The 17,684-nt window shown below is 64.1% G+C and carries 16 protein-coding genes; 8 read left to right on the forward strand and 8 right to left on the reverse strand.

Annotated features, from left to right (window positions below; all coding sequences use genetic code 11):
* Positions 1-206 precede the first annotated feature (206 nt).
* The 3 genes from ACFE8X_RS11530 (at position 207) to ACFE8X_RS11540 (ending at position 2,494) form a co-directional block, all read left to right on the forward strand.
* Complete coding sequence (locus ACFE8X_RS11530) at positions 207-644, forward strand: MAPEG family protein (protein WP_375451625.1); 438 nt, start codon at positions 207-209, stop codon at positions 642-644.
* Between the two features lie 3 nt (positions 645-647).
* Positions 648-1,940 (forward strand): RsmB/NOP family class I SAM-dependent RNA methyltransferase, encoded by a 1,293-nt coding sequence (locus ACFE8X_RS11535; RefSeq protein WP_375451626.1) that lies wholly within the window; start codon positions 648-650, stop codon positions 1,938-1,940.
* Positions 1,941-2,008: 68 nt separating this feature from the next.
* The gene (locus ACFE8X_RS11540) at positions 2,009-2,494 is read left to right on the forward strand and encodes a TspO/MBR family protein (protein WP_375451627.1); all 486 of its coding nucleotides are present in this window, start codon (positions 2,009-2,011) and stop codon (positions 2,492-2,494) included.
* Here the strand turns inward: ACFE8X_RS11540 and ACFE8X_RS11545 are convergent.
* Positions 2,491-3,684 carry an acyltransferase family protein gene (locus tag ACFE8X_RS11545; RefSeq protein WP_375451628.1) on the reverse strand — a complete coding sequence of 398 codons (1,194 nt, stop codon included), beginning with the start codon at positions 3,682-3,684 and terminating at the stop codon, positions 2,491-2,493. The two genes, ACFE8X_RS11540 and ACFE8X_RS11545, sit on opposite strands and share 4 nt — an antisense overlap.
* 122 nt (positions 3,685-3,806) lie before the next feature.
* Here ACFE8X_RS11545 and guaA point away from each other — a divergent pair, with 122 nt between their 5' ends.
* Positions 3,807-5,372 carry a glutamine-hydrolyzing GMP synthase gene (guaA, locus tag ACFE8X_RS11550; protein ID WP_375451629.1) on the forward strand — a complete coding sequence of 522 codons (1,566 nt, stop codon included), beginning with the start codon at positions 3,807-3,809 and terminating at the stop codon, positions 5,370-5,372.
* A gap of 46 nt (positions 5,373-5,418) precedes the next feature.
* Here guaA and ACFE8X_RS11555 read toward each other — a convergent pair whose 3' ends face one another.
* Positions 5,419-5,901, reverse strand: a complete 483-nt coding sequence (locus ACFE8X_RS11555; RefSeq protein ID WP_375451630.1) for an AAA family ATPase — start codon at positions 5,899-5,901, stop codon at positions 5,419-5,421.
* 262 nt (positions 5,902-6,163) lie between these two features.
* Between ACFE8X_RS11555 and ACFE8X_RS11560 the strand changes: the two genes are divergently transcribed.
* The 4 genes from ACFE8X_RS11560 (at position 6,164) to ACFE8X_RS11575 (ending at position 10,776) form a co-directional block, all read left to right on the forward strand.
* Entirely contained in the window at positions 6,164-6,799 is a 636-nt protein-coding gene (locus ACFE8X_RS11560) for a 2'-5' RNA ligase family protein (RefSeq protein WP_375451631.1), read from the forward strand.
* A gap of 87 nt (positions 6,800-6,886) precedes the next feature.
* Positions 6,887-7,711 carry a tetratricopeptide repeat protein gene (locus ACFE8X_RS11565; protein WP_375451632.1) on the forward strand — a complete coding sequence of 275 codons (825 nt, stop codon included), beginning with the start codon at positions 6,887-6,889 and terminating at the stop codon, positions 7,709-7,711.
* A 37-nt stretch (positions 7,712-7,748) separates the two neighbouring features.
* The gene (gene der, locus ACFE8X_RS11570) at positions 7,749-9,200 is read left to right on the forward strand and encodes a ribosome biogenesis GTPase Der (protein ID WP_375451633.1); all 1,452 of its coding nucleotides are present in this window, start codon (positions 7,749-7,751) and stop codon (positions 9,198-9,200) included.
* A 313-nt stretch (positions 9,201-9,513) separates the two neighbouring features.
* A complete protein-coding gene (locus ACFE8X_RS11575) occupies positions 9,514-10,776 on the forward strand; it encodes a hemolysin family protein (RefSeq protein ID WP_375451769.1) in 1,263 nt (420 codons plus the stop codon).
* Between the two features lie 399 nt (positions 10,777-11,175).
* Here ACFE8X_RS11575 and ACFE8X_RS11580 read toward each other — a convergent pair whose 3' ends face one another.
* The 6 genes from ACFE8X_RS11580 to alr all read right to left on the reverse strand — a co-directional run bounded on the left by ACFE8X_RS11580 (position 11,176) and on the right by alr (position 17,683).
* Positions 11,176-11,781, reverse strand: coding sequence for a GNAT family N-acetyltransferase (locus ACFE8X_RS11580; RefSeq protein WP_375451634.1), 606 nt, complete (start codon positions 11,779-11,781; stop codon positions 11,176-11,178).
* A gap of 13 nt (positions 11,782-11,794) precedes the next feature.
* Positions 11,795-12,529, reverse strand: a complete 735-nt coding sequence (locus tag ACFE8X_RS11585) for an SDR family NAD(P)-dependent oxidoreductase (protein ID WP_375451635.1) — start codon at positions 12,527-12,529, stop codon at positions 11,795-11,797.
* Positions 12,529-14,019: an amidophosphoribosyltransferase gene (gene purF / locus ACFE8X_RS11590; RefSeq protein WP_375451636.1), complete on the reverse strand. Its 1,491-nt coding sequence runs from the start codon at positions 14,017-14,019 to the stop codon at positions 12,529-12,531. Before purF ends, ACFE8X_RS11585 begins: the two co-directional genes overlap by 1 nt.
* Positions 14,020-14,162: 143 nt before the next feature.
* On the reverse strand, positions 14,163-14,795 hold the full coding sequence (locus tag ACFE8X_RS11595) for a CvpA family protein (protein ID WP_375451637.1): 633 nt from the start codon (positions 14,793-14,795) through the stop codon (positions 14,163-14,165).
* Between the two features lie 127 nt (positions 14,796-14,922).
* On the reverse strand, positions 14,923-16,320 hold the full coding sequence (radA, locus tag ACFE8X_RS11600) for a DNA repair protein RadA (protein WP_375451638.1): 1,398 nt from the start codon (positions 16,318-16,320) through the stop codon (positions 14,923-14,925).
* Between the two features lie 238 nt (positions 16,321-16,558).
* A complete protein-coding gene (gene alr, locus ACFE8X_RS11605) occupies positions 16,559-17,683 on the reverse strand; it encodes an alanine racemase (RefSeq protein WP_375451639.1) in 1,125 nt (374 codons plus the stop codon).
* Between the last annotated feature and the right edge of the window lies 1 nt (position 17,684).

The raw sequence follows: 17,684 nt of genomic DNA on the forward strand, positions 1-17,684 counted from the left end.
TCGATGCGCACGTGTAAAATCCCGTCGCATGCGGCGAGACGCTGTCTCGCATACTCAACCAAACCCATGAGGCACGTCTCGCCGCATGCCGTTTGACTGCCATCCAACCGCCCGGTGACCCCGCGCGGCGCATCCGCACGTCCAACGGATCGGATTGTGCTACAAGCCGTTAGCCGAACCGCCCGACTCTTTGCCAGAGCTTCACCATGCCCCTGACCGCCAAGCTCCTGATCCTCGCCCTTGCCGCGCAAGTGCTCCTCACCTTCGCCATCCTCGTCTTGATGGGCCGCGAGCGCGTTCCACGCATCATGTCCGGTGAAATCCCCATGGCCGACATCGCCGTGGACCGCACCGCCTATCCGCTGCGCGCCCGCCTGCTCTCCAACAATTTTGACAACCAGTTCCAACTGCCTGTCCTGTTCTACATCGCAGCCCTGCTCGCCCTGTGGACCAATGGCGTTGGCTGGGTCGAGGTTCTCCTTGCCTGGCTGTTTGTCGTCCTGCGATATATTCACGCCGCCATTCACACCACGTCCAACAGCTTGCTCCCGCGCTTTTCCGCCTATACAGCCGGCATGATCGTGCTGGCCGCCCTGTGGGTGTGGCTGGTCCTGCGCCTGGTCGTCCTTGCTCCGAGTATTTGAAACATGCGCCTTCCCGGCCGTCTCTCCGCCGCCATCGATGTCCTGAGCGAGGTCGAGACGCGCAAACGCCCGGTGTCCGAAGCGCTCAAGTCCTGGGGCCTGGCCAACCGTTTCGCAGGAGCGGGCGACCGCGCCGCCATCGGCAATCTGGTCTATGACGCGCTGCGCCGGCGCGCCTCCCATGCTGCCCTGATGGGCGACGACACGCCCCGTGCGCTGGTGCTCGCCGTTGCCATCCGCGATTGGGACGAGGACACCGTGGCCCTCAACGCCAGCCTGGCCGCCGACGCACATGGCCCCGCGCCCCTGAGCGACGAGGAAATCGCCCGCGTCACCGGTCAACTGTCCGATGACACGCCAGCCCATATCCTGGCCGATAGTCCCCAATGGCTGGCGCCATCGCTCGAACGTGCCTTTGGCGATAACTGGATTGCCGAAGGCCAGGCCATGACCGGCCGTCCATCGCTGGACCTGCGCGTCAATACGCTCAAGTCCCAACCCGACCGCGTCGTCAAATCTCTCGCCCGCTTTGCCCCGCGCCACACGCCCATCGCACCCAATGGGCTCACCATGCCCGCCGGCCCGGGCGATGCGCGCACCCCCAACGTCACCACCGACGAGGCTTGTCTCAAGGGCTGGTTCGAGGTGCAGGATCAGGGCAGCCAGATTGTCGCCGCCCTCGTCGGGGCCAAGCCGGGCGAACAGGTGCTCGATCTGTGCGCCGGGGCAGGGGGCAAGACCCTCGCCTTGGCTGCCGCCATGGCCAACAAGGGTCAGATTTTTGCCTATGACAGCGACCGCAATCGTCTCGCGCCCATCTATGACCGCCTCAAACGCAACGGCGTTCGCAACGTTCAGGTGCGCGCCCCCGCATCGGGCGCCCTCGATGACCTGGTCGGCAAGATGGACCGCGTCGTCATCGATGCCCCCTGTACCGGCACCGGCACCTGGCGCCGTCGCCCCGATACCAAGTGGAAACTCACCCCCGACCTGCTGGCGGCCCGCACCGCCGAGCAATCCGCCATTCTTGCCGAAGGTGCCCGCTATCTCAAGCCGGGTGGCGTGCTGGCCTATATCACCTGCTCCATCCTGCCCGGGGAAAACGACGACCGGATCGCCGCCTTCATCGCCACTCATCCGGATTTCGCGTCGCTGCCGCCTGCCGACCTCTGGCAAGCCGCTTTCGGTTCGAACTTACCCCCAAACCTTGAAACCACCGGCTCCGGCATCACGCTGACCCCGCGCCTCACCGCCACCGATGGATTCTATTTCAACGCATTGACCCGCCCCGGCTAAACTTTGTCTTTAAGTGAACCGCCTCCGGATATCCCACGTTTAAGCTGAAACCGATGTGAGGTCCGCTCATGCCCACCGCATCTCTCGCCGATTACAAGAGCCCGCGTCCCTGGCTCATCCTGGCCGCCTTCATGGTCGTGGTGGTTGGCGTCGGTGGGCTGATCGGCACGCAATCGCTGCCCGGCGCCTGGTACCAGACCCTGGCCAAGCCGCCCTTCAATCCGCCCAACTGGATTTTCGGGCCGGTCTGGTTCGCCCTTTATGTGATGATCGCCATCGCCGGCTGGCGCATCTTCATGATCGATGCCGCCAGCACCACCATGAAGATCTGGTATGCCCAGATGCTGTTCAACTGGGCCTGGTCGCCGGTATGGTTCATCGCCCACCAGATCTGGGCCGCCTACGCCATCATCATGGTGCTCTGGCTCTTGCTCATCGCCTTCATCGTCACCGCCCGCCGGATCGACAAGCCCGCTGCCTGGCTGTTCGGGCCGTACCTGGCCTGGGTCAGTTTCGCCAGCCTGCTCAACCTCTCGATCGGCATCCTCAACTAAGGCTTTTCGAGCGATCGCGCCCAGTCGATCACCGGCTTTTCCAGCCAGCGATACGACAGCGCCGCGATCACGCCGGTGATGCCCAGGATGACCGCGCTGCCCAAGGCAAAGCGATCCGGCCGCTCCATCATGCCCTGCGCGATATCGGGCAGCCAGTATAGCCGCGCCAGTTCGAGCACGATGTAATGCCAGACATAAAGCCCGAAGGAAATCTTGGCGACAAAGGCCACGACCGGATTGTCCAGCAGCCGCCCCACCAGCACTGTCGAGGGCAGCAGCGCCAGGATAATCCCGACCACGATGTGATAGATTGGATAATCATAAGGGATGCGCAAGAGCCCGTAAAAATCGCTCGGCTCCGTCAATCCATATTGCCACAACAGCCACCCTGCCAGCGCGATGCCCGCCACCGCGCCAAGGTCGAACACGACCGAGCGGCTCCTCGCAAGCATCAACTGGACCCCGGCCGCCAGCGCCCCGATTGCGAACATGGCGAAAAAGCCGAACGGGTTGAACCACGGCATCCACACCTTGGCCCCGCCCTGCAGGCCATTGTTCCAGCCCCGCTTGACCGGGCTGACCTGTACCAGGTTGACGAACAGCCAATGGGCCGCCAGCGCCGCGACGATCACCCCCAACCAGGCGAGCCGTGCCGGCCACCCCTGCAGCCGGCCGCGCCCCAGTGCGAACAGCGCCCAGAACCCCAGCGGCAACATCACGTAGGAGCTGGCCTCCATGCCGATCGACCACAGCGGCCCATCGATCTCGACCGGAAAATACGTCGTCCAGTGCCAGTCGCTGATCAGCAAGAGCCCCGCCACATAGCGCCAGACCAGCCAGATATTCAGCTTGAACCCGAATACCGCAAAGCTCAAAACGAAACTCACCGTCAACGCCAGCCAGAACCCCGGCACGATGCGCGCCAGCCGCCGCAAGGCATAGATGCGCAGCGACGGCATCGGCTCGCCCCGGTCCATTGCCTGCCAGAACGGACGCGCCAGCAAAAACCCGCTCAGCACGAAGAACATGGCGACCCCGAACCCGCCCACGATATTGAACATATGGACCAGCGGCTGCCGCCCCAGCGCCGAGCCGCCATCGACCCGTTGCGCCAGGTGATGCGCCAGCACGATGCAGCAGGCGCTGGCCCGCACGAAATCGGCGCCCAGCAGGCGATTGTCGACGGCCATTACGGTGTTTCCTCCAGCACGCGGCGCGACCGTCGGGAAAACCGTCCCAAATGTCAAATCACGCAAGCCCGCCCTGCGTCCCAACGCTTGCACAACCGCCGATCGGGCGTTAAAGCCTCGCCATGACAGCACCAGCCATCGAGTCCCAGAGCATCCTGATCGTCGACTTCGGGTCGCAGGTCACCCAGCTCATCGCCCGCCGCATTCGCGAGACCGGCGTGTATTGCGAGATTCACCCCTTCCAGCACGCCGAGGCCGCCGTCCTTGCGATGCGCCCCAGGGGCATCGTTCTATCGGGCAGCCCCGCCTCGACGCTGGATGCCAACGCCCCCACCGTACATCCCGCCATTCTCGCGGCCGGCGTGCCGATCCTGGGCATCTGCTATGGTCAGCAGGCCCTCTGCATTGCGCTAGGGGGCAAAGTCGAGGCCGGTCACCACCGCGAATTCGGCCGCGCCGAGGTCAAGGTGCAAAAACTCTCCGCCCTTTATGACGGCGTCTGGGAGCTCGGCTCGGAACACCAGGTCTGGATGAGCCATGGCGACCGCGTCGTCGCTCTGCCCGAGGGCTTCGAGGTCGTCGGCACCTCCGCCAACGCCCCCTTCGCCATGATCGCCAACGAGACACGCCGCATCTGGGCCGTCCAGTTCCACCCCGAAGTGGTGCACACCCCCGATGGCGCCCGGCTTTACGCCAATTTCGTGCACCACATCTGCGGCATCGAGGCGTCCTGGACCATGGCCGCCTACCGCCACAAGATGGTCGAGAAAATCCGCGCCCAGGTGGGGTCCGAAAAGGTCATCTGCGGCCTCTCCGGCGGCGTCGACTCATCCGTCGCCGCCGTGCTGATTCACGAGGCCATCGGCGACCAGCTTACCTGCATCTATGTCGATCATGGTCTGATGCGTCTCAACGAGAGCGAACAGGTCGTCACCATGTTCCGCGACCAGTACAACATCCCCCTGGTCCACGTGGATGCATCCAACGTCTTCCTGCGCGAGCTCGACGGCCAGTCCGATCCCGAAACCAAACGCAAGATCATCGGGCGCCTGTTCATCGAAACCTTCGAGGCCGAAGCCCAAAAGCTGGGCGGCGCCAGGTTCCTCGCCCAGGGCACGCTCTATCCCGACGTGATCGAAAGCGTCTCCTTCACTGGCGGACCGTCGGTCACCATCAAGAGCCACCACAATGTCGGCGGCCTGCCCGAGCGCATGAACATGGCGCTGGTCGAGCCGCTGCGCGAACTGTTCAAGGACGAAGTGCGCGCCCTCGGTCGCGAACTCGGCCTGCCTGAAAGCTTCATCGGTCGCCATCCCTTCCCGGGACCAGGCCTCGCCATCCGCTGCCCCGGCGGCATCACCCCCCAAAAGCTCGACATCCTGCGCCGCGCCGACGCCATCTATCTCGATGAAATCCGCAAGTCCGGGCAATACGACCAGATCTGGCAGGCCTTCGCCGTGCTTCTCCCCGTCCAGACCGTCGGCGTCATGGGCGATGGCCGCACCTACGAATTCGTCTGTGCCCTGCGCGCCGTCACCTCCGTCGATGGCATGACCGCCGATTTCTACCAGTTCGACATGAGCTTCCTCGGCCGCACCGCCACCCGCATCATCAACGAAGTCCGCGGCATCAACCGCGTCGTTTACGACATCACCAGCAAACCCCCCGGCACCATCGAGTGGGAATAAGACGGCAAGAGCCGGCGCAAGACCGGCGCTGCTGCTGCAAACAACTTTAAGGAACGAACTCGTCCGGCAATGGTGGTTCAAACAGGCGCGTCCATTCCTTGAGCTTGATCTCGGGAATATGAAAAGTGCCCGGCGGAAGCTGCGCATTCCTGGCCTTGATGCGCTCCAGCAACACCTCTTCGGAGGCGTCGGCAAAATGGATTGCAAAGCCCGCACCCAGCTTGCGCGCTTTTGCCCGAAGCGCGTCGCGCTCGCTTCTGGTCCAGAAACCAAAATCCAGGATCACATCCAATCCCAGGACCAAAGCTCTCGCGGCCGTCTCCCACAGCAGCGCCTCGATCGCCGCGTGCCGCGCGTTATGTCTTGAGAAGTCGGCCTCATCGCTATGGTCGTGAACGTCGTTGCCGAACAGACTGACGTGCCACTCATCGACGGTAAGCCGGAGAGCGGAATACTTGACCTCGAGCTGGCGCGCCAAGGTCGTCTTGCCGCTCCCTGGAAGTCCCACCATCGCGTGAAGGATTGCCATTGAAAGCCCGCCGAAACCGCTTGATACCAAGGGCACCTCTAGCCGCATTGGCGTCGGACAGCAACCGGTCCAGCCCGATCTGCACCTGACGAGCCGCACTAGATTTCGTGGCCAGCACCACTCTGGATTCCGTGACCATCGCACCGCGCAAATCGGGAATAGACCGCGCGGCCTGGCCGCATATTGACATCTTCAGATCGACAATTGACCGATCTCGGCCATTGTCCTAGTCTAGAACAAATAGGGAACATAGGGCCATGACATGGATGGACAGCTCGATTTCTTTAGCGGTGGCGGATCGGATCGCAGGTTGAGGGCACCGGACGCGCCGCGCGACGCCAACACATTCCGCTATTACTTCTCCATCCTGCCGCCGCCGGCACTGGCCCAGGATATCGAGCGCGGGGCCGCGCTGTTGGCCCGCCGCCACGGCGCGCGCAATCTCATCCGCGCCGACCGGCTGCACGTGTCCCTCAACGGCGTGTGGCGCAGCACGGACGAGATCGAGTCCGTCCTGCTGGACGACGCGTTGGAGGTCGGGAACGCGGTCCGTCGTCCCGGTTTCGATATCGCCTTTGACACGCTGCTGACCTTTGCCGGCCAAAGCCGCTCCCAGACGGGCGGTCGCAGCATCGTCCCCACGGTGCTCACTTGCTCCAATGGCGCCCGCGAGGTTGTGGCGCTCTATGCCGATATTCGCCGCGAGATGCAGCGGCTGGGCATGCCGGTCGGCGCGAAGTCCACCGTGCCTCATCTCACCATCTGGTATGGGCCGCAGCGCGTGCCCGAACGGCTGCTGAAGCGGCCGTTTCGCTGGCCCGTGCGCAAGTTCTGGCTGGTCCGCACCGCAGCCGGCCAGAAGCGCCCCGATACTATGGGCGAATGGTCCTTGGGCTGAGCGGCGCGGCGTGTCCTGGCGCATTTGCATTCCCTCCCCAGCATGCTAAACGTGCGCCCCATTCACGTTTCGACCTTTAGGCAGGCCATGTCCCAGGACAATATCTTTCGCGAAGTCGACGAGGAACTGCGCTCCGATCGGATGCGCTCGTTCTGGCGCCGTTTCGCGCCCTATATTATCGGCGCTGCCGGTCTGGTTGTGGTCGGCGTTGCCGTCAACGAAGGCTGGAGCTGGTACCATGCCAACAATGCCGCCAACTCCTCCGACGAACTCTATGCTGCCTTCGATCTGGCCAATGGCGGCGATATTGCCGCGGCGCAGGCCCAGCTCGATACGCTGATCGCCGACGGTTCGGGCAGCTATCCCATGCTGGCCCAGTTCAAGCAGGCCGGCCTGCTCGGCAAGGACGGCAAGACCGCTGAAGCTGTTGCCGCCTATGATGCCCTGGCGATCGATAATTCCAATCAGCGCCTGCGCGAACTGGCTTTGGTGCTCGCCGGCACGCTTCTGGTCGATACCGGCACCCTGGCCGATGTGCAGCAGCGCGTCGAAACCATTGCCGCCGAGGGCAATCCGCTGCGCAACGCGGCGCGCGAGGCGCTTGGCCTCGCCCAGTACAAGGCTGGCGACTTCCCCGCCGCGCAGGCGAGCTTTGAGGCCGTGGTCAACGACCCGCAAAGCCAGAGCACCGTCCGCAACCGCATGGGCTATTACCTGGCCCAATTGCTGTCCGAGGGTGCCATTGCGCCGGCTCCGACCGATAAGGCCGCCGAAGACGCTGCCGCGGCGGTTCAGGATATCATCGGCGACGACGCGCCGGCCACCACGCCAGCGCCAGCTCCGGCTGCCACGCCCGCGCCCCAGGCGGCCACCCCCGCAACGCCCCCGCCGGTCGAGCCGTCCCTGGAATAGGCCGGCCGCCGTCTGCATGATCGGATAATTTGCCCCAATGACCGTCACCGTTGCCATTGTCGGTCGTCCCAATGTCGGCAAATCCACGCTCTTCAACCGTCTCGTCGGCCGCAAGATCGCGCTGGTCGACGACACGCCGGGCGTGACCCGCGATCGCCGCGAGGCCGAGGGCCGCATTGCCGACCTGACCTTTCGCGTGCTCGACACCGCTGGCTACGAGGATGTCACCGATGGCAGTCTCGAGGACCGCATGCGCCAGCAAACCGAATTGGCGATCCGGGAAGCCGACGTTATACTCTTCATGATCGATGCCCGCGCCGGCGTCGTCCCGCTCGACCAGCGCTTTGCCCAGGTGCTGCGCAAGGCCGGCAAGGATGTCCACCTGGTTGGCAACAAGGCCGAATCCAGCGCTGCCGAAGCCGGTCTCGTTGAAGGTTTCAAGCTCGGTTTCGGCGAACCCATCGCGCTTTCGGCCGAACATGGCCTGGGCTTGTCCGAGCTGTACTCCATTGTCTCGCAGGCCATCGATGCAGCCGCCATCGCGCAGCAGGCAGACGAAATCGGCGACCTCGAGGCCATGCCCGACGTCGACGTCGATATCACCCAGGATATGCTCGAAGGCGAGGGCGACGAAGCCACGCTGCGTTGGAACCCCAGGCGTTATCTCAACGTCGCCATCGTCGGCCGCCCCAACGCCGGCAAGTCCACCCTGATCAACCGCATGGTGGGCGAGGACCGCGTGCTGGTCGGCCCCGAGGCCGGCATTACCCGCGACAGCATTCTCGTGCCCTGGGAGTGGGAAGGCCGGGTGATCAACCTGGTCGATACCGCCGGCATCCGCCGCCGCTCGCGCGTCCAGGAAAAACTCGAAAAGCTGGCCGTGGGCGATTCGCTGCGCTCTATCCAGTATGCCGAAGTCGTCGTGCTGATGCTCGATGCGACCATTCCGTTTGAAAAGCAGGATCTGGCGCTGGCCGATCTGGTCGAACGCGAGGGCAGGGCGCTCGTCATCGCCATTAACAAATGGGACCTGATCGAGGACAAGAACGCGGCCCTGGCCGAGTTGAAGGAAGCCTGTACCCGGCTGTTGCCGCAACTGCGCGGGGTGCCCCTCGTCACCCTGTCGGGCCTCACCGGCCGCAACATCGACAAGCTGATGGACGCCATCTTCAAGATCGAGCGCTCATGGAATTCCCACGTGTCCACCGCTCGGCTCAATCGTTGGCTCGCCAGCATGGTCGAGGGGCATCCGCCCCCGGCCGTGTCCGGCCGGCGCCTCAAGATCCGCTATATGACCCAGGCCAAGACCCGGCCACCCAGTTTCATCCTCTTTGCCTCGCGACCCGACGCATTGCCCACGGCCTACTTGCGCTATCTGACCAATGGCCTGCGCGAAGCCTTCGACATCCAGGGCGCCCCCATCCGCCTCTGGGTCCGCGCCGGCAGCAAGAACCCCTATGACGACGTCTCCAAGCGCAAGCTGGGCTGATCCCAACATTTCAAGATCCACCAACTCCATCACCCACCGCCCGCCCACGGCGTCATGCCCGCGAAAGCGGGAACCCATTCGTACTCTACTCCGCAACCGAAAAGATGAACGCCGCGCAGGAACACCGTTGAGGGCGGGGTCCAGCGACCATTAGGCGCTGTTCATCCTTAAAATGGTCCAATTCAAACATTCTGATATTTTTAACCCATCCATAGTGCAATCGGCCCGATTGCCCCTATAACTGGACCGTCCTGAGCGACCCGATGCTGAGTGCGGGGCCGCATATCGTGAAACCACCTTGTTTTTAGAAATTCTGATTGTCTTCGTTCTGACCATCGTCAACGGAGCCTTGGCCATGTCCGAACTGGCCGTCGTTTCCGCTCGCCCGGCACGCCTGCGGGCCATGGCCGACCAGGGCAACACCGGTGCAGCCGTTGCCATTCGCCTAGCCGAAGATCCCGGCCGGTTCCTGTCCTCGGTACAGATCGGCATTACCCTGGTCGGCGTCCTGTCTGGCGCCTTCTCCGGCGCCACGCTCGGCCTCCGGCTCACCAATTGGCTGCAGTCGGTCGGTGTCGCCGATAACGTGGCCGATGTGCTGGGCGTCGGCATTGTCGTCGTGCTGATCACCTACGTGTCGCTGATCCTGGGGGAACTCGTTCCCAAGCAGATCGCCCTGCGCGATGCCGAAGGCGTTGCCGCCCGCGTCGCACCGGCCATGAAGCTGATTGCCGCGATCGGGGCGCCCATCGTCTGGATTTTGGATATGTCCGGCAAGGCAGTGCTCACCGCCCTCGGCCAGCGCGGCGAACCCGAGGAAACCGTGACCGAGGAAGAGGTCAAGACCATTATCGCCGAAGCCACGACGGCCGGTGTCATCGAAAGCGACGAGCATTCGATGATCTCGGGCGTCATGCGCCTGGCCGATCGCTCCGCGCGCGGCCTGATGACGCCCCGGCTGGACGTCGAGGTGATCGATCTCTCCGACGTCCCCGAGCAAATCCGCCGCACCATTGTCGGCACCCACCGCTCGCGCCTCTTGGTGCAGGATGGCGATGCCGACTCCATCATCGGCGTCGTTGCCATTACCGACCTGATCTCGACCTTCGCCAACGGCCAGCCGCTCGAAATCCGCAAGTTCGTCCGCCCGGTGCCGGTGGTGATGGATCACGCCGATGCGCTCGACGTCGTCCGCGCCATCCGCAATTCCACCGTCCACATGGCTTTGGTCGTCGACGAGTATGGGCATTTTGAAGGCATCGTCACCTCCGGCGATATCCTCGAAGTCATCACCGGCGTGTTCCAGGAAGAAACCGGCGACGATCCCGCCGTAGTGCGCCGCGAGGACGGCTCGTTCCTCGTCGCCGGCTGGATGCCCGTCGACGAATTTGCCGATCGCCTCGGCGTCGCCATTCCCAAGGACCCCCGCTACGAAACCGTCGCCGGCTACGTCCTGTCCATCATCAATCGCCTGCCCGCCGAAGGCGAAACCTTCGAACACGACGGCTGGAAATTCGAAGTCGTCGACCTCGACGGCCGCCGCATCGACAAGATGCTGATGACCCGGCTGGAATAACTCTTCCCGCTTCAGGCCTGGGCGGTTTTTTACAACTGAGATTTCAGGACCAGTTGGTTCACCCAACCGTCACAACGAGCACCATTCGACATCCCGATGCCCCCGCGACCTCGTCAATCCCTCCTCGTGGAGACAGGGCCATCGCATACCGGCAAACTCTTGGCAAAATGCCCCAGTCGACACCTCCCCCTCCCAGGGGGAGGATCAAGGTGGGGGTTACTAGCCCCGATATCAGGGCTGTCACACCCCCTACCCAGCGTCCGCTGGCAGGGGAAGGCGCCGCTCTGTGACACCGGCAGCATCGCGCCACAAGCTAGATACGATAGCCGTGTCCTTGGAGAGGAGGTTCAAGGCAGGACCACCTCGCCCAAAAAGGCACAACCCCAACTCTCCAACAGCTTAGTCGACCGCCTGCCCAAGCCAAACGCCGCTTGGCGTTGCAATTTGCCGGAACCCCATCGCCTGCCAGAAGCCTAGGCCGCGCGCATTGGTCGGGCTGACCCCGACATGCACCGCCCGCACCCCCCGCGCCCGCGCCTGCTCGATCCAGCGTTCGAACAACCGCCTGCCCATGCCGGTGCCCTGCAGCCGCGTCAACAGGTTCATATGCATATGCGCCGGAAACGCCTCGAGCACTGCGTCGGGCGTGGGGGCCGGATGATGAATGGCAAAAATGCGCTTCTCGTCGGCCGTGCGCGTGTCGGGCGCAGTACCAGAGGGATCGGGATAGCGCTGCCGCAGCGCCGGCCACCAGTCGCGTTCCAACTGCCGATCGAAAGCACTGGTATCGGTCGTGCCCACCACATAACCGCCGACGCCCTCATCATCCTCCGCTACGAACGCCAGTTCGGGCAGCAGCACGCCATAGGGCGCCGAATAGATGTGGCCGATCAGTTTGCCATCCGTGTGCAGCGGCGCCGCGTCCTGCCCCGAATCTCCCGTCGCCAGCGAGATGGCGTAGAGGCTGTCGAGATCGGCTGGTGCGAAGGGCCGAACGATGCTCATTGGCGCTGCCCGCTCACAGCGCCACGAACCCGCTTTGCGCCACGTCGTACAATTGTCCGTTCTGCGTCAATTTGGGCGCCACCAGATCGACCAGGAGCCGCGCGACGTCCGATGGGCCTGGCAGCGTATCGGGGTCTTCCCCCGGCATCGCCTTGGCGCGCATCGCCGTGCGCACCGCGCCGGGATAAAACACATTGGCCCGCACTTTGGTCTGCGCAATTTCCCCGGCATAGGATTTGACCATGGCGTCCACCGCCGCCTTGCTCGCCGCATAAAGCCCCCAATAGGGCCGCGCCGAGCGTGCCGCCGAGGACGATACGAACACGGCCCGCCCGGCATCGGCCTGGCGCAGCAGCAGGTCGGTCGATCGCAACAAACGATAATTGGCGGTGACGTTGACCGCCATCACCTTATCGAACTCTTCGGGCGCGATATGGGGCAGGGGCGACAATGTACCCAGCATGCCGGCATTGGCGATCAGCCCGTCCAGCGCCCCCCAGCGCTCGAAGATCGCCGCGCCCAGCCGGTCGATGGCGTCGCCATCGCGCAAATCGAGCGGCACCAGCGTAGCCGACGATCCCAGATCGCCGATCTCGTCGTCGAGTTCCTCAAGACCGCCAACCGTACGGGCAACCGCCACCACATGGGCGCCGCGCCGCGCCGCCTCCCGGGCGCTGGCATAGCCGATACCGCGCGACGCACCGGTCACCAGCACGACTTTTCCGGCCAGGTCTTGCGTGTCAGCCACTAGCCGGCCTCTCGAAGCAGGGAAATTTGTTTCGGCTCGTTCTTGGCCCGACCGTTCAAATCGGTCAACTGCGTCGGATAGTCGCCGGTAAAATAGTGGTCGGTGAACTGCGGCGCGCTGTTGTTGCGCTTCTCCCCGCCCACCGCCTCATAGAGCCCGTCGATCGACAGGAACCCCAGCGAATCAGCGCCGATGAATCGGCACATCGACTCCATGTCCTTGTGCTGGTTGGCCAGGAGCTTGTCCGGGTCGGGCGTGTCAATGCCGTAATAATCGGAATAAAGGATCATCGGGCTGGCAACGCGGATATGCACCTCCGTGGCTCCCGCCTCGCGCATCATCTGCACGATCTTGAGCGACGTTGTCCCGCGCACGATTGAATCGTCGATCAGCACCACGCGCTTGCCGACGATTTCGGACCGGTTGGCCGAATGCTTGAGCTTGACCCCGAAGGCGCGGATTGATTGCGTCGGCTCGATGAAGGTGCGTCCCACATAATGGTTGCGGATGATGCCCAGTTCGAACGGGATGCCGCTGGCCTGCGCGTAGCCGATCGCCGCCGGCGTACCGCCATCGGGCACCGGCACCACCACGTCGGCCTCCACCGGCGCTTCCCGCGCGAGGTTGATGCCCATGCGCTTGCGCGCCGAATAGACGCTGCGCCCGCCCACCACGGAATCGGGCCGCGCAAAATAAACATACTCGAACAGGCACAACCGCTCCGCCCGTGGCTGGAATGGATGGTGCGACTCGATGCTCACCGATCCGTCCGGCTGGATTTCGCACACCACGACCTCGCCATTTTCCACGTCGCGGACGAACTTGGCGCCGATGATGTCGAGCGCGCAGGTCTCAGAGGCGAAGATCGGCTTGCCGTCGAGTTCGCCCAGGACCAGCGGGCGAATGCCCAGCGGGTCGCGCGTGCCGATCAGCTTGGTGCGCGTCATCGCCACCATGGCATAGGCGCCCTCGACCGCCCCGATCGCATCCACGAACCGGTCCGAGGACGAGGTGCGTTGCGAGCGCGCGATCAGGTGCAGCACCACCTCGGTGTCCGATGTCGATTGGCAGATGGCGCCTTGCGCGATCAGCCGGCGCCGCAGCGTCAGCCCATTGGTCAGATTGCCGTTATGGGCGATGGCGATGCCGCCCACTTCGAGTTCGGCGAACAGCGGCTGCACATTGCGCAAAATGGTTTCGCCGGTGGTTGAATAGCGCACATGCCCCATCGCCATGTGGCCCGGAATGCGCTTGAGCGTTGCGGGGTCGGTGAAGTGGTCACCCACCAGTCCCAACTGGCGCTCTGAATGAAATTGCCGCCCGTCGAAAGTGACGATGCCTGCCGCTTCCTGCCCCCGGTGCTGCAGCGCATGCAGCCCCAGCGCGGTCAACGTCGGCGCATCGGGGTGGCCCAAAATGCCGAACACCCCGCACTCTTCGCGCAGGGTATCGCCATTGATGTCGAAGCTGTCGCCGTTCGGATGGTCCACCGGGCTCTCCATTGCAATGCCGCATCACTTGCCCGAATCAGGGTCTGCCGTCACCCACGCCGGCCGACCCGATACAACGCCGCCCACCATAGCGCCCTTATGGCTGACCATGGGGTGGGCGCCCGCCACTCACCACAAAATGATCAGGTATTGGTTTGCGGCACTGTCGGCGTTCCGTCGAGCGGCGGCGGCACGGTCGAATCTTCGGTTTCGTCGGTGCCTTCCTGGACCGCGCCCGTCGGATCGGCCGGATCGTCGGTCAATCCAGTGCCACCCTTGAGAATCTCGGTGACCTGGTTTTCGAGGTCCGGCGGCAACATGGCAATCAGTGCATCGCCCATATCGGTCAAATGCGGCAGCGCCTGGGATTGTTTGGCCCAGGGCGGCAGATTGGTGCCCAGGAGCCAAGTGCCGAAAATGGTCACGACGATGGCGATCAAGAGGCCACGCAGCACTCCGAACACGAAGCCCAGCGTCCGGTCGATCGGCCCGATCTTGCTGTCCACCACGAAATCGGCGATCCGCATGGTCAACAGGTGCAACACGATCAGCGCGACGATGAAGGTCACCACAACCGTGGCGATATCGGCCACATTGGCATCGGCAATATAGCCGCGCGCGATTTCAGGGTGATATTGCCACATATAGATGGCGATGGCGGCCGAGCCGGCCCAGGTCGCCAGCGACAGCACCTCGCGCGTCAATCCCCGCGCCGTGGCGAGGATCGCCGAGATTAGCACAAGCACCCCGATACCAACGTCGAACGCAGTCAGCATAATTGTTTCGCCAGCTCCAATTGCCGCCAAAAGCCCCGTCTTTCGCTTCGTTTAGCCGCTTTAGCCGCCGCTGCCAAGGGCGCGTGGGCCGCGCACGTCCGATGTTCCCCCAAAGCATACAGGCGTCTCACGCCCATTCGTCCACCTTGACCGGCTTGCCCTTAGCCGCGATCCGCCCCACCAGTTCGGACAGCGCCGTGAACTCCGATACCTCCAGCCCGCTGGTGCGGTCGGCTGCGCTCAGCCGACCCGTCGAAACCGACTTGAACCCCAGCTTGTGCGCCTCGCGCAGCCGCAGCGATCCGTGCACCACCGGCCTGATCCCGCCCGCCAGCGAAATTTCCCCGAAATACACCGACTCGGACGGCAGCGGCGACCCCGTCAGTGACGAGATCAGCGCCGCGGCCACCGCCAGGTCTGCTGCGGGCTCGTTGATCTTGAGCCCGCCCGCCACGTTGAGATAAATGTCGTTGGCCCCGATCCGCACCCCGCACCGCGTTTCCAGCACCGCCAGCACCATCGACAGCCGCGCCGAATCCCAGCCCACCACCGCCCGCCGCGGCGTGCCCAGCGGGGAGGGCGCGACCAGTGCCTGGATTTCGATCAACAGCGGCCGCGTGCCTTCCATGCCGGCAAACACCGCCGAGCCCGCTGCGCCCTCGTCGCGCTGGTCCAGAAACAGCGCCGAAGGATTGGCCACCTGCGCCAGCCCCAGCGCCGTCATTTCGAACACGCCGATTTCGTCGGTCGCGCCATAGCGATTCTTGACGCCGCGCAAAATCCGGAACGTGTGGCTGCTGTCGCCCTCGAAATACAGCACGGCATCGACCATGTGCTCGACGACGCGGGGCCCCGCGATCTGCCCGTCCTTGGTCACGTGACCGACCAACACCACCGCCGCGCCGCTCTTTTTGGCAAATCGTGTCAGGGCCTGCGCCGAGGTGCGCACCTGCGTCACCGTGCCCGGCGCACTGTCGACCCGGTCGGTCCACAGCGTCTGGATCGAATCGATGATCACCAGATCCGGCGGCGCCCCGCTTTCGAGTGTGGCCAGGATGATTTCCACATTGGTCTCGGCCGCCAGCAGCACGTCGGCCTCGCCCAGGCCCAGCCGCTGCGCCCGCAGCCGCACCTGCGCCACCGCCTCCTCACCCGAAACGTAAACCACCCGCTTGCCGGCAAGTGCCAGTGCCGCCGCCGCCTGCAGCAGCAGGGTCGATTTGCCGATCCCCGGATCGCCGCCCACCAGCAGCGCCGAGCCCATCACGAACCCGCCCCCGGTTACCCGGTCCAGTTCGGCGATGCCCGTCACCACCCGCGCCGCGCTCTCGGTTTCACCCGAGAGCGGCACCAGGTTGGCCGGCTTGCCCCCGGCCTTGGCCGCCTTGGGCCCCGCCCCGACGCCGCTATCGGTCAATTCCTCGACAATGGTGTTCCAGTCCCCGCACGCATCGCATCGCCCCTGCCAGCGCGAAGTCACCGCGCCGCAAGCCTGGCAAACGAAGGATGAACGGGATTTCGCCAAGGCTATGGTTCCTTAACTGCGCAGCGTCTCGGCCAGAGCCATGGTGTTCGCCACGTCACGACTGTCACCGCGTTTCCCCACCACGTCATTCCCACGCAAGTGGGAATCCATTCTCACGATCTGGCCGCACGCAACCAGGAATGGGTCGCGCTTGCGCCGGAATTACACCGGTCGAGCATAAGCAGCGCCATCGATAAAGGCACAGGACAAAACCATTGGCAAGAACAAATAGCGAACATTACCCCAGATTGCCATCGCCCACGTAGTTGCGCGTGTAGCGCCCCTTGAGCGACGTCAAAATCTCGTACCCGATCGTGCCTGCGGCGTCCGCCTGGTCATCGACGCTCAGCGTCGGCCCCAGCACTTCCACGCCCTCTCCGGGTCGGGGCAAGTTATCGCCCAGTTCGGTCACGTCGATGATGCTGGTATCCATCGACACCCGTCCGAGCACCGGGCACACCCGTCCGTTCACCACCACCCTGCCGCCCTGGCGCGTATTGGAGCCCGAGGCGGAGCGCAGGAATCCGTCGGCATAACCATGCGCGATGATCGCCAGCCGGCTGTCGCGCACCAGCGTATAATTGGCGCCATAGCCCACCGTTTCACCGGTGCGCGCTTCCTTGACCTGCAAGACCGGCACATGCAGCGTCACCACCGGCGCCATCGGGTTCTTGCGCCCGTTGACCGCTCGCCCGCCGTAAAGCGCGATACCCGGCCGCACCATCTGGAAATGGTAATCGCGGCCCGTCATCAGCCCGGCCGAATTGGCCAGCGATGACGGAATCCCGGGAAATTGCGCCATCACCGAGCCGAACAGCGCCAATTGCGTGCGGTTTTTCTCGTGGTTGGGCTGATCGGCACAGGCCAGGTGGCTCATGATCATCTGCGGCTGGTAGGCCAGCGTTTCGATCCGCTGCTTGACCAGGCTTGCCTCGTTGAGGCGAAATCCAAGCCGGTTCATCCCGGTATCGAAATGAAACGCCGACGCATAAGCTTCGCTGCGTTCCAGGCACTTGGCCAGCCATTCCTCCAGCATCGGCATCGAGGAAATCACCGGCATCAGGTTTTGCCGGACGTAAAGATTGGCCGCGCCGGGATAAAGCCCGTCCAGAACGAAAATATGGGCGTCGGGCAGGGCGGTCCGCACCGCCAGGCCCTCGTCGGGCGTCGCCACGAAGAAAAACCGCGCCCCTGCCGCATACAGCGCCTTGCTCGATGGCCCGATGCCCGTGCCATAGGCATCCGCCTTGACCACGGCGCCGGTCAGCGCGCCGGCGCTCACCTTGTCGAGCGCCCGCCAATTGCGCGCCAGTGCCCCCAGATCGATGCTGAGCAGGCCCCCCAGGCCCGACGTGACGCTCATG

It is taken from the genome of uncultured Devosia sp., assembly GCF_964244875.1.
Classification (GTDB): domain Bacteria; phylum Pseudomonadota; class Alphaproteobacteria; order Rhizobiales; family Devosiaceae; genus Devosia.